Origin of the sequence: Aeromonas sp. s6 (genome assembly GCF_040907815.1) — a bacterium.
Taxonomy (GTDB): domain Bacteria; phylum Pseudomonadota; class Gammaproteobacteria; order Enterobacterales; family Aeromonadaceae; genus Aeromonas; species Aeromonas caviae.
This window is the reverse complement of sequence record NZ_JBFOCN010000122.1, coordinates 134,312-147,162: the sequence shown is the minus strand read 5'-3', so window position 1 is coordinate 147,162 and position 12,851 is coordinate 134,312. Positions and strand designations below refer to the sequence as shown.

The window sequence follows — 12,851 nt, the reverse complement described above, 5'->3', positions numbered from 1 at the left end:
TTCATTAGAGGACGTCCATGGAAAGGTTGAAGGTCGAACTGGGTGAACGCAGCTACCCGATAGAGATAGCTGCCGGTCTGCTGCAACGCCCCGAGGTACTGGCGCAGACGATCAAGGGCAAGCGGGTCATGATAGTGACCAATACCGTGGTCGCGCCCCTGTATCTTGAACAGATCATTCAGTTGCTGTCCGGTTTTCAGGTGGAACACCTGATCCTGCCCGATGGCGAGGCCTACAAAACCCTGGCGACCTTCGAGCGGATCATGTCTGCTCTGCTGGAAACCAGCCATGGCCGTGATACCACTCTGATCGCTCTGGGGGGCGGTGTGATAGGTGATGTTGTCGGCTTTGCTGCGGCAAGCTACCAACGAGGCATTCCGTTTATTCAGGTGCCTACCACGCTGCTCTCCCAGGTTGATTCTTCCGTCGGCGGCAAAACCGCCGTCAACCATCCCCTCGGCAAGAACATGGTGGGTGCCTTCTATCAGCCCAAGCATGTGATCATCGATACCGACTGCCTCAAGACCCTGCCTGCCCGGGAATTTGCCGCCGGCATGGCCGAGGTGATCAAATACGGCATCATCTGGGATGCCGCCTTCTTCTCCTGGCTTGAAACCAACATGACCCGCCTGCAGCGCCTCGACGGTGATGCACTCTCCTATGCCATTCGCCGCTGCTGCGAGATCAAGGCCGATGTGGTCGGTCAGGACGAGACCGAGCACGGCGTGCGCGCCTTGCTGAACTTGGGACATACCTTCGGCCATGCCATCGAGGCGGAGAAGGGTTATGGCAACTGGCTGCACGGTGAAGCCGTGGCGGCGGGAACCATGCTGGCGGCCGAGACGGCCCTGGCCCGTGGCGACATGACGGCGCAAGAGGTGGCACGAGTCCGCGATCTGCTGTTGGCCGCCGATTTGCCGGTCAAGGCACCGTCCGATATGGATTTTGCCGCCTTCATTCGCCATATGCGCCGTGACAAGAAGGTGCTGGAAGGCAAACTGAGGCTGGTGCTGCCGATCGGGATCGGACAGGCCCAGGTCGTGGCCGATGTGACAGACGAGCAATTGATGGCGGTGATCGAGTCTGGTCGTGACCACTAATAAATTGCTCAAACTGCCTTCTCAGCGGCAGTTGGTTGACCGGCTGCTGCACCTGATCGAGTTCAACCACCCCTTTGTTTTTCTCTCCGGCAAGCCAGGCAGTGGCCGTGGCACACTGTGCGAGTCGCTGCTTGCCCAACTGCCCGATGCGGTGCGGGTGGCCAGCCTCATCGGCAGCCCGTCCATGAAGATGGCGGATGTGCGCCAGTTGCTGTTGCAGCAGGTGGTGGCACGTCCCCTGTTCAACGCGCAGGATGCCCTGGCGGACAGCTTCTTTCGCATGGTGGGTGACAAGCCTGCCAGACTGCTGCTCATCATCGAACGTGCCGATACCTTGCCTGCCGAGCTGGTGGGGGAGTTGTGGGCGCTCTGTCGTCACAACGATACCCTGGCATCTCCTCATAAACTGGCCATCCTGCTCTCGGGTGATGACGCCTGGTGTCGCAACCAGAAGGCGCTCCTCAAGGGACGGGCCATGCCAGCCCTCGAGCTGGAAGTCGCGCCACTGAGCGCTCCTGAGCAACGTATCTTCTTGTATGAGAAGGCCAAAGAGCTCAAGATCCCGACAGCCCTCTTGCCCAAGCCGAAAGTGGAAGAGATCCTGAATGGGGCGGGCGGACATCCGTCAGCCATCATGCAGTTACTGGAGGATACCATGACCGACAGAAGGCCCAAGAAACGTCAGGCCGAGTTGCCCGTCAAGAAGATAGCGATCGTGCTTGCCCTGTTGGCGGGCGGGTTGCTGGCCCTGAGCTATCTGCCCCTGTTCGACAGTGCAGGCCAGGACCCCGCCCAGGCACCGTCCCAGGGGACGGCGTTGCCCGATCCCGTCTCAAGCGATCCTGTGAACGTCGGTGCGGCGAGCGGGGCTTTGGGTACTCAGGCGAACAGTGGCGCCGCTGCCATCCCGTCAGGGAATCAGGTTGCCCGCGATTGGCAGTCCGATGCCAAGCCCTTGCCCAAGAAGGTCGAAAGCGAGACGGTCACCACGGAGTCAACCAACTATGAGGGGCGCCGGGTCGTCATCTCCGACGAAGTGGTCGAGAAATTGATGAACCAGCCGAACGTCAGCGGCGCCTTGCCCACGGCCGTGGTGGATGAGCTGGTGGGGAGCGGTTCCCGTGCGGTCCCGACCGGAACGACGGCCCAGGTCAAGAATCCGGCCCCGAGCAGTGTCCCGGCTCGGACAGAGGCTCAACCGGCCAGTGGCGCGCAGACAGCGCCGGTCGCAGCCCCAGCGGCCAAGGTGGCGTTGACGCCGGTGGCGATTCTCAACAAGAAGCCGAAGAATCACTACAGCATCCAGTTGATGGGGGCGAGCAACACCAAGGCGGTAGACAGCTTTGTGGCCGAGCATGGCTTGGCGGGCAAGGTGTGGGTCTACAAGACCCGCTTCCGTGGCAGTCCCTGGTATGTGGTGGTGCAGGGAGACTACGCCAGCAGTGCCCAGGCCAAGGCGGCCATTCGCAAGCTGTCGCCTGCCTTGCTCAAGGGACAACCCTGGCCCAAGTCATTCGCCCAGATACAAAAAGAATTGAAGCAATAGCCAGCCACCCGAAGAAGGGGGTAGAATCACCCCCCTTTTTTGGGCATAGCCTTGTCAACACCGGACTTCCATGAAAAAAACACGCGCGTTTTTAAAATGGGCCGGGGGAAAATACTCCCTGGTCGAAGAGATCGCCGAGCGTTTGCCGGCCGGGCGTGTGTTGCTGGAGCCCTTCGTCGGGGCGGGATCCGTGTTTCTCAACACGGATTACGACGCCTATGTGCTCAACGACATCAATCCGGATCTCATTGGCCTCTACAACCACCTCAAGCAGCAGCCGGACAGCTTCATCAGCGAGGCCCGCAAGCTGTTCGTGGCCGAGCACAACCACAAGACCGCCTATTATCGGCTCCGTACCCAGTTCAACCAGACCGCGGCCGGGTTTGAACGGGCTCAGTTGTTCCTGTTTTTGAATCGCCATGGTTTCAACGGCTTGTGCCGTTACAACAAGAAGGGGGGGTTCAACGTTCCCTTCGGTTCCTACAAGAAACCCTACTTCCCGGAGAAAGAGCTGTGGGCCTTTGCCGAGAAGGCGCAGAAGGCGACGTTCATCTGTGAAAGCTATGCCGACGCCATGGCCCGTGCAGAGGAAGACTGGGTGATCTACTGCGATCCGCCCTATGCCCCCCTCTCCACCACGGCGAGTTTCACCACCTATTCGGCAGGCGGTTTCACCCTGGACGATCAGGCTCTGCTGGCCAGGCTTGCTCGCCACACCGCCGCCCATAAAGGGGTGCCCGTGCTCATCAGCAACCATGACATCGAGTTGACCCGCGAGCTTTATCGTGGCGCCCGGCTCGACGAGATCCTGGTCAAGCGCACCATCAGCCGCAACGGCGGTGGTCGCAACAAGGTGGCCGAGCTGCTGGCACTCTATCCGCCCGGCATCGAGCCCGAACAGGGCTATTATCCTGGTGAGGCGGAGCTGGTTGCCGTCGGCTGAGTGAACAACGGTCCCTGAGGGGGCCGTTGTCATTTCTGATGCTGCCGCTGGCATTCCGTGAGCCGCGCCTGGCATCGTGTGCCAGCCATGGTGCCGGAGCGGCGTGTTCTGTAGATGCGGGTCGTTTTCATCGCCCTTTTGCGATAAAATTGCGCCGTTTTTTCTGCCACGCTGCCAATGGATGACGCTGATGAAAGACTTTCTGATTGCCCCCTCTATCCTCTCCGCCGACTTTGCCCGTCTGGGTGAGGATGTGGCCAAGGTGCTGGCCGCCGGGGCCGACGTGGTCCATTTCGATGTAATGGACAACCATTATGTCCCCAACCTGACCATAGGCCCCATGGTCTGTCAGGCGCTGCGCGATTACGGCATCGAAGCGCTCATCGACGTGCACCTGATGGTCAAGCCGGTGGATCGCATCGTGCCTGATTTTGCCAAGGCCGGTGCCAGCCTGATCACCTTCCACCCGGAAGCCTCCGATCACGTGGATCGCACCCTGGGCCTCATCAAGGAGCAGGGTTGCCAGGCCGGTCTGGTGCTGAACCCCGCGACCCCGCTCAGCTGCCTGGAGTACGTGATGGACAAGCTGGACGTGATCCTGCTGATGTCGGTCAACCCGGGCTTTGGCGGTCAGAGCTTCATCCCCGGCACCCTCGACAAGCTGCGCCAGGTGCGCCGCCTGATCGACGAGAGCGGCCGCGACATTCGCCTGGAAATCGATGGCGGCGTCAAGGTCGACAACATTCGCGAGATTGCCGAGGCGGGTGCCGACATGTTCGTGGCGGGCTCTGCCATCTTCGGCAAGCCGGATTACAAGGCGGTGATCGACCAGATGCGCGCGGAGCTTGCCCATGTCCGTCGCTGATCGCCCCTTTGACCTGGTGCTGTTCGATCTGGATGGCACCCTGATTGACAGCGCCCCGCAACTGGCGCTGGCGGTCAACCGTACCCTGGCGGAGCTGGGGTTGGCCGAGGCCGACGAGTCCGTGGTGCGTACCTGGGTCGGCAACGGCGCCGACAAGCTGATCCAGCGGGCTCTCGATTACCGCGACGCCCCGGAGCAGTTTGCCAAGGCCCGCCCCCTGTTCGACCGTCACTATCAGGCCTGTCTGCTGGAAGGCCTGGCCATGTATGACGGAGTGGCCCGGAGCCTGCGCCGTCTGCAGGGGCTGGGTTACCAGCAGGCCGTGGTGACCAACAAACCGAGTCACTTCGTGCAGCCCATTCTGGAGGCCCTCGGCATCAGCGACTGTTTCGCACTCTGGCTCGGGGGCAACTGCGTACCCGTCAAGAAGCCAAGCCCGGAGCCGCTGTTGCACGCCTGCCACGAGCTGGGTGTCAGCCCGTCCCGCACCCTGATGGTGGGGGATTCCGAAAATGACGTACTGGCCGCCCAGGCCGCCGGCATGAAGGTGGTGGGGCTCACCTATGGCTACAACTATGGCCGCCCTATCGCAGACTCGCGCCCCGACTGGGTTTGCGAGCAGTTTGCCGAACTCGACGCCCTGCTGGTCTGATCCAGACCGGGCTGGCGGATAACAAGGATTACTACTCTGATGACTAAACCAATCGTATTGAGCGGTGCCCAACCCTCGGGCCAGCTGACCATCGGCAACTACATGGGGGCCCTGCGTCAGTGGGTCAGCATGCAGGATGATTTCGACTGCCTCTATTGCATCGTCGATCTGCACGCCATCACCACTCGCCAGGATCCGGCCGCCTTGCGCAAGGCGTGCCTCGACGCAGCCGCCCTCTATCTGGCGGTGGGCATCGACCCGGCCAAGAGCACCGTCTTCATCCAGTCCCACGTGCCCCAGCACGCCGAGCTCGGCTGGATCCTGAACTGCTACACCCAGATGGGCGAGCTGTCGCGCATGACCCAGTTCAAGGACAAGTCCGCTCGTTTCGAGAACAACGTCAACGTCGGCCTGTTCGGTTATCCGGTGCTGATGGCGGCCGACATTCTGCTTTATCAGGCCAATCAGGTGCCGGTTGGCAATGACCAGAAGCAGCATCTGGAGCTGACCCGCGACATCTGCACCCGCTTCAACAACCTCTATGGCGAAGTCTTCACCCTGCCGGAACCCTTCATTCCGACCGAAGGGGCCCGGGTGATGAGCCTGCAGGACCCGACCAAGAAGATGTCCAAGTCCGACGACAACGAGGCCAACTTCATCGGCTTGCTGGAAGATCCCAAGCAGATCGTCAAGAAGATCAAGCGGGCGATGACCGACTCCGACGAGCCGGCCGTGGTGCGTTTCGATCCCGAAAACAAGCCGGGGGTCTCCAATCTGCTGACCCTGATGTCCGGTGTGACCGGCCGCTCCATCCCGGAGCTGGAGCAACACTTCGAAGGCAAGATGTACGGCCACCTCAAGAGTGAAACGGCCGATGCCGTGGTCGCCTTGCTGGAACCCATCCAGGCGCGCTTCCGCGAGCTGCGTCAGGATGAGGCCCATCTGCAGGCCATTTTGGCGGCTGGCGCACAAAAGGCGCGTGAAAGGGCTGAAAAAACCCTGATCAGCGTATATGATGTCGTCGGCTTCGTTCCTCGAGCCTGACATACTGGGAAGGTGTAGTAGAAGAGAGCTGGGTGGATGCCTGGCTTTCTTTGTTTTACACCTTCCGGTTTGTCGCAACCTCCCCCAATGTCAAACACGGGCTTTGCCCCAAGAGAAAGCATGTCTGTCGAATCACAAACCCTGAGTGAAGAGTTGGGTGACAAGGGTCACTGGCTGCGCAAGTTTCGCAAGGCCAAGAGCCTCAATACCTTGCAGTTGATGGTCTCCAACGCCATCGACAAGCACCACAAGACCCCGGCCATCGCGGCTGCCATCTATCTGGCCGAGTGCCAGCGGGAACGGGAACTGGAACAGGGCCGTTATCTGGACCGCTGAGGTCCGTTGCCAGCCCTTGCCAAGGTGACTCCTTCCCATCTGCCTGTCACGTCCTGTGCCCTTTTCCCGGTCGCCTCCCGTCTCTTTTACCTTGCCATCCTGACATGGAGTGGTTGATGCTGCCCGGTCGGGGACAGGCCCACCGCCGGGTGGGGTCGACAGGCCTGGATCGCCATTGAAGAGCGGACAGACTGCACAGCAGGTGAGGTGATCGCCGGTTTATTAACGCAAAGAGACATGCCAGAATGCGCGGCGTTTGTCTGCCCGCGCTCGCAACGGGTTGTCCGATCACCGTCTCTGTCTTATTCTCAGGGTGTTTGCATGCTGCTACTCATCGACAACTACGACTCCTTTACCTGGAACCTGGTGCAATACTTCGGCGCTCTGGGGCAAGAGGTGGTGGTCAGGCGCAACGATGAGCTGAGCCTGGAGGAGATAGCCCGGCTTGCACCCCGCCATCTGGTGATCTCTCCCGGCCCCTGCACGCCAAACGAGGCGGGCATCTCTTTGGCCGCCATCTCCCGTTTTGCCGGCGAGATCCCCATCCTCGGCGTCTGTCTCGGCCATCAGTCGCTGGCACAGGCCTTTGGTGCCCGGGTGGTGCGTGCCCGTCAGGTGATGCACGGCAAGACTTCTCTCATCCGTCACAAAGGGGAGGGGGTGTTCAAGGGGCTCAACAACCCGCTGCGGGTGACCCGCTATCATTCTCTGGTGGTGGAGGCGGCGTCGCTGCCCGACTGTTTTGAGGTCACCGCCTGGAGCGAACATGCCGACGGCAGCCAGGACGAGATCATGGGGCTGCGGCATAAAACACTGGCGCTGGAGGGAGTGCAGTTCCATCCGGAAAGCATCTTGAGCGAACAGGGGCACCAGTTGCTGGCCAACTTTTTGGCCGTTTCCTGAAAAAATTGCGATGTCTGTCTCAAAACCGTCATGAGGCAAAAAAAAATTTCCCTGAGACTTTATTCACCCTCCTCCCTGTCCAAATTATCTCTTGCCAACACCCCCTGAGCCGTTATGCAATGCGGTTGCCTAAAATCTCAAAGGCAATCGAACATTGTTCCTTATAGGCGGTTAAGTTACAGACTTTTTACTTTTTTTCTGTGATAATTCCGCCACGTTTACACGGATTTAACTTTTGGGCGGTGGATTATTCTGCCGCGAGATAGCAGGAGAGCAATATGTCAGAGTTGTTGGCAGTGACACGTGAAGTGTTTGATGAAGTGATGGTTCCCAACTATGCGCCGGCCAAAATCATCCCGGTGCGCGGCGAGGGGTCACGTGTCTGGGATCAGGAAGGCCGCGAGTATGTGGATTTCGCGGGCGGGATCGCGGTCAATGGCCTGGGCCATTGCCATCCCAAACTGGTCGAGGCCCTGAAATCCCAGGGTGAGAAGCTGTGGCACCTCTCCAACGTGATGACCAACGAGCCGGCCCTGCGCCTGGCCAAGAAACTGGTCGCCGCCACCTTCGCCGAGAAGGTCTATTTCTGCAACTCCGGCGCCGAAGCGAACGAAGCGGCCCTCAAGCTGGCCCGCCGCTACGCCATCGAGAAGTTCGGGGCCCACAAGACCCAGATCATCGCCTTCCACCAGGGCTTCCACGGCCGTACCTTCTTTACCGTCAGCGTCGGCGGCCAGGCTGCCTACTCCGATGGCTTCGGTCCCAAGCCTGCCGACATCACCCACGTCGCCTACAACAACCTGGAGGAGCTGGCTGCCGTCATCTCCGACAACACCTGCGCCGTGGTGATGGAGCCGCTGCAGGGCGAGGGTGGCATCATCAGCCCCACCGACGAGTTTGCCAAGGGGGTGCGCGAGTTGTGCGACAAGCACAATGCCCTGCTGATCTATGACGAAGTGCAATCCGGTGTCGGTCGTACCGGCGAGCTGTTTGCCTATATGGGTCTGGGCATCACCCCGGACATCCTCACCAGCGCCAAGGCGCTGGGCGGCGGCTTCCCCATCGGGGCCATGCTGACCACCACCGAGATCGCCTCCCACCTGAAAGTGGGCACTCACGGCTCCACCTACGGCGGCAACCCGCTGGCGTGTGCCGTGGCCGAGGCGGTGATCGACGTGGTCAACACCCCGGCAGTGCTGAGCGGCATCAAGCAGCGCGAGCAGCTGTTCCGCGAAGGGCTGGAAGCCATCAACGCCAAGTACCACTGCTTCAGCGAAGTGCGCGGCAAGGGCCTGCTGCTGGGCGCCGTGCTCAACGATGACTTCAAGGGCCGCTCCCGCGACTTCCTGCTCGCCTCCATCGATCAGGGCCTGATGGCGCTGGTTGCCGGTACCAACGTGGTGCGTTTTGCCCCCTCCCTGGTGATCCCGGAAGCGGACATCAAGGAAGGGCTGGCACGGTTCGAGAAAGCGGTCGCTCAGGTGGTCAACGCCTGATCCAAATTGAGGTGGGGAGCCCTCCCGGCAGGAGCCGGGACCCCACCTGTCGTCAATGAAAGGGAGTTGTCATTTATGTTGGTTATCCGTCCTATCGAGCAGCGCGACTTCGCCGGCCTCAAGACCTGTGCCATCGAATCCGGCACCGGCATGACATCCTTGCCGGTCAACGACGAGCTGCTGCAACGCAAGATCGATGCCTCGACCCAGACCTTCCTGGACAAGCCCGCCGGCAAGGGCGAGTGCCTCTATTTCTTCGTGGCCGAGGATCTGGAGACCGGGGAGATGGTCGGTACCTGCGCCATCGACGCGGCGGTCGGCCTGTCCCAGGCGTTCTACAACTATCACATCGGCAAGGTGGTGCACTCCTCCCCCAAGCTCGGCATCTACAATGTCGTGGAAACCCTCACCCTCTCCAACGACTACACCGGCAATTCCGAGCTCTGCACCCTGTTTCTGCGTGAATGCGCCCGCGAGGGGCTCAACGGCCGTCTGCTCTCCAAGCACCGTTTCCTGTTCATGGCCGAACACCCCGAGCTGTTTGACAGTACCGTCTTTGCCGAGATGCGTGGTGTCTCCGATGGCAACGGCCACAGCCCCTTCTACGAGTGGCTGCAAAAACATTTCTTCTCGATGGATTTTCCCACCGTCGACTATCTGACCGGCATCGGCAAGAAGCGCTTCATCGCCGAGCTGATGCCCAAGTACCCCATCTACGTCAATCTGCTGAGCAACGAGGCGCGCGCCGTCATCGGCAAGACCCACGAAAAGACCCGGCCTGCCCTCAAGATGCTGCAGGATGAGGGGTTCGTGAATCGCGGTTATGTCGACATCTTCGACGCCGGCCCCACCGTCGAATGCGAGGTGAAGAACATTCGCAGCGTGCGCCGCAGCCAGAAGCTGGCGGTGCTGGTGGGTGAGCCCATCGGTGGCCATACCTACCTCATCTGCAACACCAGGTTCGAGCAATACCGCGCCTGCTACGGCAACATCCGGGTCGATCTGGACAAGCACGAAGCCATCATTCCGCCCAAGATGGCGGCCGCCCTCAAGGTGGAAAATGGCGACATGGTGCGCGTCGTCGATCTGGATTGACCCGCCCCGCAGCACAGCATTGAGACAGGCTGCCGAGGCGGCCTGCGTACCCACAGGGAGTGAATTGATGATGTCTTTAGTCCAGTTTATCGATGGCCAGTGGCTGGCCGGTGAAGGCAAGCCGTTCGAATCCATCGACCCGGCCAAAAACGAGCTGATCTGGCGTGGTGAGGCGGCAAGCCAGTCCCAGGTGGATGCGGCCGTCAAGGCGGCCCGCACGGCCTTCTACCATTGGTCCGATCTGGCCCTTGAAGAGCGCCTTGCCATCGTGCACCGCTATGCCGACCTGCTCGGCGAGCACAAGGAGGCGCTGGCCCTGACCATCGCCCGTGAAACCGGCAAGCCCCTGTGGGAGACCCGCACCGAAGTGGCGGCCATGCAGGGCAAGATTGCCATCTCCATCCGTGCCCATGACGAGCGCACCGGCACGGTGGAAAACCCCATGCCGGGCGCCAAGGCGTTCGTGCGCCACAAGCCCCATGGCGTCGTGGCCGTGTTCGGCCCCTACAACTTCCCGGGCCACCTGCCCAACGGCCACATTGTGCCGGCGCTCATCGCCGGCAATGCGGTCGTGTTCAAGCCTTCCGAGCTGACCCCCATGGTGGCTGAAGCCATGGTCAAGGTGTGGCAGGAGGCGGGGCTGCCCAAGGGGGTGCTCAACTTGGTGCAGGGGGAGGTCGACACCGGCAAGGCGCTGGCCGGCAACCCGGACATCGACGGCCTCTTCTTCACCGGTTCCTCCCGTACCGGCCACTTCCTGCATCAGCAGTTTGCCGGCCAGCCGGGCAAGATCCTGGCACTGGAGATGGGGGGCAACAACCCGCTGATCGTGAAAGATGTGAGCGACGTCGACGGCGCCGTCCATGCCATCGTGCAGTCCGCCTTCATTACCTCCGGCCAGCGTTGCACCTGCTCGCGCCGTCTGTTTGTCGAGCGCGGCGAGCGGGGCGATGCCCTGGTCAAGCGCCTGGTGGAGGTGGTCGGCCAGATCAAGGTCGGCTTCTATGACGCCGCCGAGCAGCCGTTCATGGGCGCCATGATCAGCGAGAAGGCCGCACTCGGCATGGTCGAGGCGCAAGCCAACCTGCAGCGCCTCGGTGGCGAAAGCCTGCTTGCCCTCAAGCACCTGGAAGCGGGCACCGGCTTTGTCTCCCCGGGCATCATCGACGTGACCGCGGTCAGCGCGTTGCCGGATGAAGAGTACTTCGGCCCGCTGCTGCAGCTCATTCGCTACGACGACTTCGATGCGGCCATCGAGAAGGCGAACGCCACCAGTTTCGGTCTCTCGGCCGGCCTGCTCGGTGACAACGAAGCGGACTGGAACCACTTCTTCAAGCGCATCCGTGCCGGTATCGTCAACTGGAACAAGCCCATCACCGGCGCCTCCAGTGCCGCCCCCTTCGGCGGCATCGGTGCCTCCGGCAACCACAGAGCGAGCGCCTACTATGCCGCCGACTACTGTGCTTACCCGGTCGCCTCCGTCGAAGACAGCAAGGCTGCTATGCCGGATCAGCTGTCTCCCGGTCTGACCTTCTGATAACAAGAAAATAAAAGAGGGGCACTGAACAGGTGCCCCTGTCTGTACCCGCAATCAAAGGAAAGAGAGATGCAAAAGGATATCGACACCCTGTTTGGCCATCTGTGGGACAACTACATTCAGGTCACCCCCAGTGCTCACAAGGTTCATCAACTGCTGGGCGGCGGTGCCCCCATCATCAACGATCACGTGGCGTTTCGGACCTACAACCTGCCCAAGCTCGGTCTCGAGAAACTGGCGGCCCACTTCCGCGCCCTGGGGTATGAAGAGAAGGGCGAGTATGTATTCAAGGCCAAGAAGCTCTATGCCAAACACTTCGAGCATAAAGATCCTGATGCGCCCAAGGTGTTCATCAGCGAGCTGAAGGTGGAAGAGCTCTCCGAAGGTGCCCAGGCCATCATCCACAAGCTGGTGGATCAGGTACCCGATCACCTCACCGACACCCCGGCCTTCCTCTACGCCGGCGCGCCCTGGCAGGTCTCCCACACCGACTACCAGACCCTGCTGGCAGAGAGCGAGTATGCCGCCTGGATGGCCGCCTGGGGTTATCGTGCCAACCACTTCACCGTCAACATCAACCGCCTGAAGGACTTCGACACCATCCAGCAGGTGAATGCGGCGCTCAAGGCGGCAGGCTTCGTGCTCAACACCGTTGGCGGCGAGGTGAAGGGCGATCCCGAGGTGATGCTGGAGCAATCCTCCACCATGGCAGACAAGGCCGAGGTGCCCTTCAGCGACGGCGTGCGCACCATCCCGAGCTGCTTCTACGAGTTTGCCCTGCGCTACCCGCAGGCCGACGGCGTGCTCTACCCTGGCTTCGTCGAAGCGTCGGCCGACAAGATCTTCGAATCCACCAACGCCATGTAATGGCCGCCATGAAAACAACGCCCCGCCTGGGGCGTTTTTTTATGGATTTACGCCGACCTGACACCCTCTTTACCTCCCCTTGACCCATCAGTTCGCGGCGATTCGCTAGCATGATGCCGCCCGTTGCCGTGGGCCATCGCCGCACCATGCCGGTGTATGCCACCCGTTTTGGAGTCATGCCATGAAGATTGTTCTGCCTTTGCTGTTTTCCCTCACTACTCTGACCGCCGCAGCGGGCGATCAGGGCAGCCGTACCCCGCCCAAGCCTCCGCGCGAGCTGTCGGCCGAGATGAAAGCGGCGTTTGAGAGCTGCAAGGAGCATGGCAAACCGGGGGAGTCGGAATTTGACAACTGCATGTCAGATCTGGGATTTGAGCGGCCGGACGGCCCGGCACCGGCAGGTGGGAAGCAGGGGGAGAATGAGGCCGAGTAAACTGGTGCGGGCCAGTCGGTTAGGATGGGCCCGC

The 12,851-nt window shown here is 61.1% G+C and carries 13 protein-coding genes; all 13 read left to right on the top strand.

The window, feature by feature from the left end; translation table 11 throughout:
* The first annotated feature begins 17 nt into the window (after positions 1–17).
* A complete protein-coding gene (gene aroB, locus AB5Y50_RS19780) occupies positions 18–1,100 on the top strand; it encodes a 3-dehydroquinate synthase (protein ID WP_039039582.1) in 1,083 nt (360 codons plus the stop codon).
* Complete coding sequence (locus AB5Y50_RS19775) at positions 1,090–2,646, top strand: SPOR domain-containing protein (protein ID WP_041215625.1); 1,557 nt, start codon at positions 1,090–1,092, stop codon at positions 2,644–2,646. Before aroB ends, AB5Y50_RS19775 begins: the two co-directional genes overlap by 11 nt.
* A gap of 70 nt (positions 2,647–2,716) precedes the next feature.
* Complete coding sequence (locus AB5Y50_RS19770; protein WP_029314124.1) at positions 2,717–3,589, top strand: Dam family site-specific DNA-(adenine-N6)-methyltransferase; 873 nt, start codon at positions 2,717–2,719, stop codon at positions 3,587–3,589.
* Between the two features lie 190 nt (positions 3,590–3,779).
* Positions 3,780–4,454 carry a ribulose-phosphate 3-epimerase gene (gene rpe / locus AB5Y50_RS19765; protein ID WP_041212569.1) on the top strand — a complete coding sequence of 225 codons (675 nt, stop codon included), beginning with the start codon at positions 3,780–3,782 and terminating at the stop codon, positions 4,452–4,454.
* Positions 4,441–5,106 (top strand): phosphoglycolate phosphatase, encoded by a 666-nt coding sequence (locus tag AB5Y50_RS19760; RefSeq protein WP_010673829.1) that lies wholly within the window; start codon positions 4,441–4,443, stop codon positions 5,104–5,106. Before rpe ends, AB5Y50_RS19760 begins: the two co-directional genes overlap by 14 nt.
* A gap of 39 nt (positions 5,107–5,145) precedes the next feature.
* Positions 5,146–6,150: a tryptophan--tRNA ligase gene (gene trpS / locus AB5Y50_RS19755; protein ID WP_010673830.1), complete on the top strand. Its 1,005-nt coding sequence runs from the start codon at positions 5,146–5,148 to the stop codon at positions 6,148–6,150.
* Between the two features lie 120 nt (positions 6,151–6,270).
* Positions 6,271–6,486 carry a hypothetical protein gene (locus tag AB5Y50_RS19750; RefSeq protein WP_010673831.1) on the top strand — a complete coding sequence of 72 codons (216 nt, stop codon included), beginning with the start codon at positions 6,271–6,273 and terminating at the stop codon, positions 6,484–6,486.
* 321 nt (positions 6,487–6,807) lie between these two features.
* Positions 6,808–7,389 (top strand): aminodeoxychorismate synthase component II, encoded by a 582-nt coding sequence (locus tag AB5Y50_RS19745; RefSeq protein ID WP_041215622.1) that lies wholly within the window; start codon positions 6,808–6,810, stop codon positions 7,387–7,389.
* A gap of 278 nt (positions 7,390–7,667) precedes the next feature.
* Complete coding sequence (locus tag AB5Y50_RS19740) at positions 7,668–8,885, top strand: aspartate aminotransferase family protein (protein WP_134996615.1); 1,218 nt, start codon at positions 7,668–7,670, stop codon at positions 8,883–8,885.
* Between the two features lie 75 nt (positions 8,886–8,960).
* Positions 8,961–9,980: an arginine N-succinyltransferase gene (gene astA / locus AB5Y50_RS19735; protein WP_039039587.1), complete on the top strand. Its 1,020-nt coding sequence runs from the start codon at positions 8,961–8,963 to the stop codon at positions 9,978–9,980.
* Positions 9,981–10,047: 67 nt separating this feature from the next.
* Positions 10,048–11,517, top strand: a complete 1,470-nt coding sequence (gene astD, locus AB5Y50_RS19730; RefSeq protein ID WP_180911458.1) for a succinylglutamate-semialdehyde dehydrogenase — start codon at positions 10,048–10,050, stop codon at positions 11,515–11,517.
* A gap of 69 nt (positions 11,518–11,586) precedes the next feature.
* The gene (locus AB5Y50_RS19725; RefSeq protein WP_039039589.1) at positions 11,587–12,384 is read left to right on the top strand and encodes a DUF1338 domain-containing protein; all 798 of its coding nucleotides are present in this window, start codon (positions 11,587–11,589) and stop codon (positions 12,382–12,384) included.
* 181 nt (positions 12,385–12,565) lie between these two features.
* A complete protein-coding gene (locus AB5Y50_RS19720; protein WP_048207156.1) occupies positions 12,566–12,817 on the top strand; it encodes a hypothetical protein in 252 nt (83 codons plus the stop codon).
* Positions 12,818–12,851: the final 34 nt, after the last annotated feature.

Excerpts from the sequence above, each read along its gene's own strand:
- rpe (WP_041212569.1), top strand. The coding sequence starts at position 3,780 with ATGAAAGACTTTCTGATTGCCCCCTCTATCCTCTCCGCCGACTTTGCC.
- astD (WP_180911458.1), top strand. The coding sequence starts at position 10,048 with ATGATGTCTTTAGTCCAGTTTATCGATGGCCAGTGGCTGGCCGGTGAA.
- AB5Y50_RS19745 (WP_041215622.1), top strand. The coding sequence starts at position 6,808 with ATGCTGCTACTCATCGACAACTACGACTCCTTTACCTGGAACCTGGTG.
- astA (WP_039039587.1), top strand. The coding sequence starts at position 8,961 with ATGTTGGTTATCCGTCCTATCGAGCAGCGCGACTTCGCCGGCCTCAAG.
- AB5Y50_RS19720 (WP_048207156.1), top strand. The coding sequence starts at position 12,566 with ATGAAGATTGTTCTGCCTTTGCTGTTTTCCCTCACTACTCTGACCGCC.
- AB5Y50_RS19740 (WP_134996615.1), top strand. The coding sequence starts at position 7,668 with ATGTCAGAGTTGTTGGCAGTGACACGTGAAGTGTTTGATGAAGTGATG.
- AB5Y50_RS19760 (WP_010673829.1), top strand. The coding sequence starts at position 4,441 with ATGTCCGTCGCTGATCGCCCCTTTGACCTGGTGCTGTTCGATCTGGAT.
- AB5Y50_RS19750 (WP_010673831.1), top strand. The coding sequence starts at position 6,271 with ATGTCTGTCGAATCACAAACCCTGAGTGAAGAGTTGGGTGACAAGGGT.
- AB5Y50_RS19770 (WP_029314124.1), top strand. The coding sequence starts at position 2,717 with ATGAAAAAAACACGCGCGTTTTTAAAATGGGCCGGGGGAAAATACTCC.
- trpS (WP_010673830.1), top strand. The coding sequence starts at position 5,146 with ATGACTAAACCAATCGTATTGAGCGGTGCCCAACCCTCGGGCCAGCTG.
- aroB (WP_039039582.1), top strand. The coding sequence starts at position 18 with ATGGAAAGGTTGAAGGTCGAACTGGGTGAACGCAGCTACCCGATAGAG.
- AB5Y50_RS19725 (WP_039039589.1), top strand. The coding sequence starts at position 11,587 with ATGCAAAAGGATATCGACACCCTGTTTGGCCATCTGTGGGACAACTAC.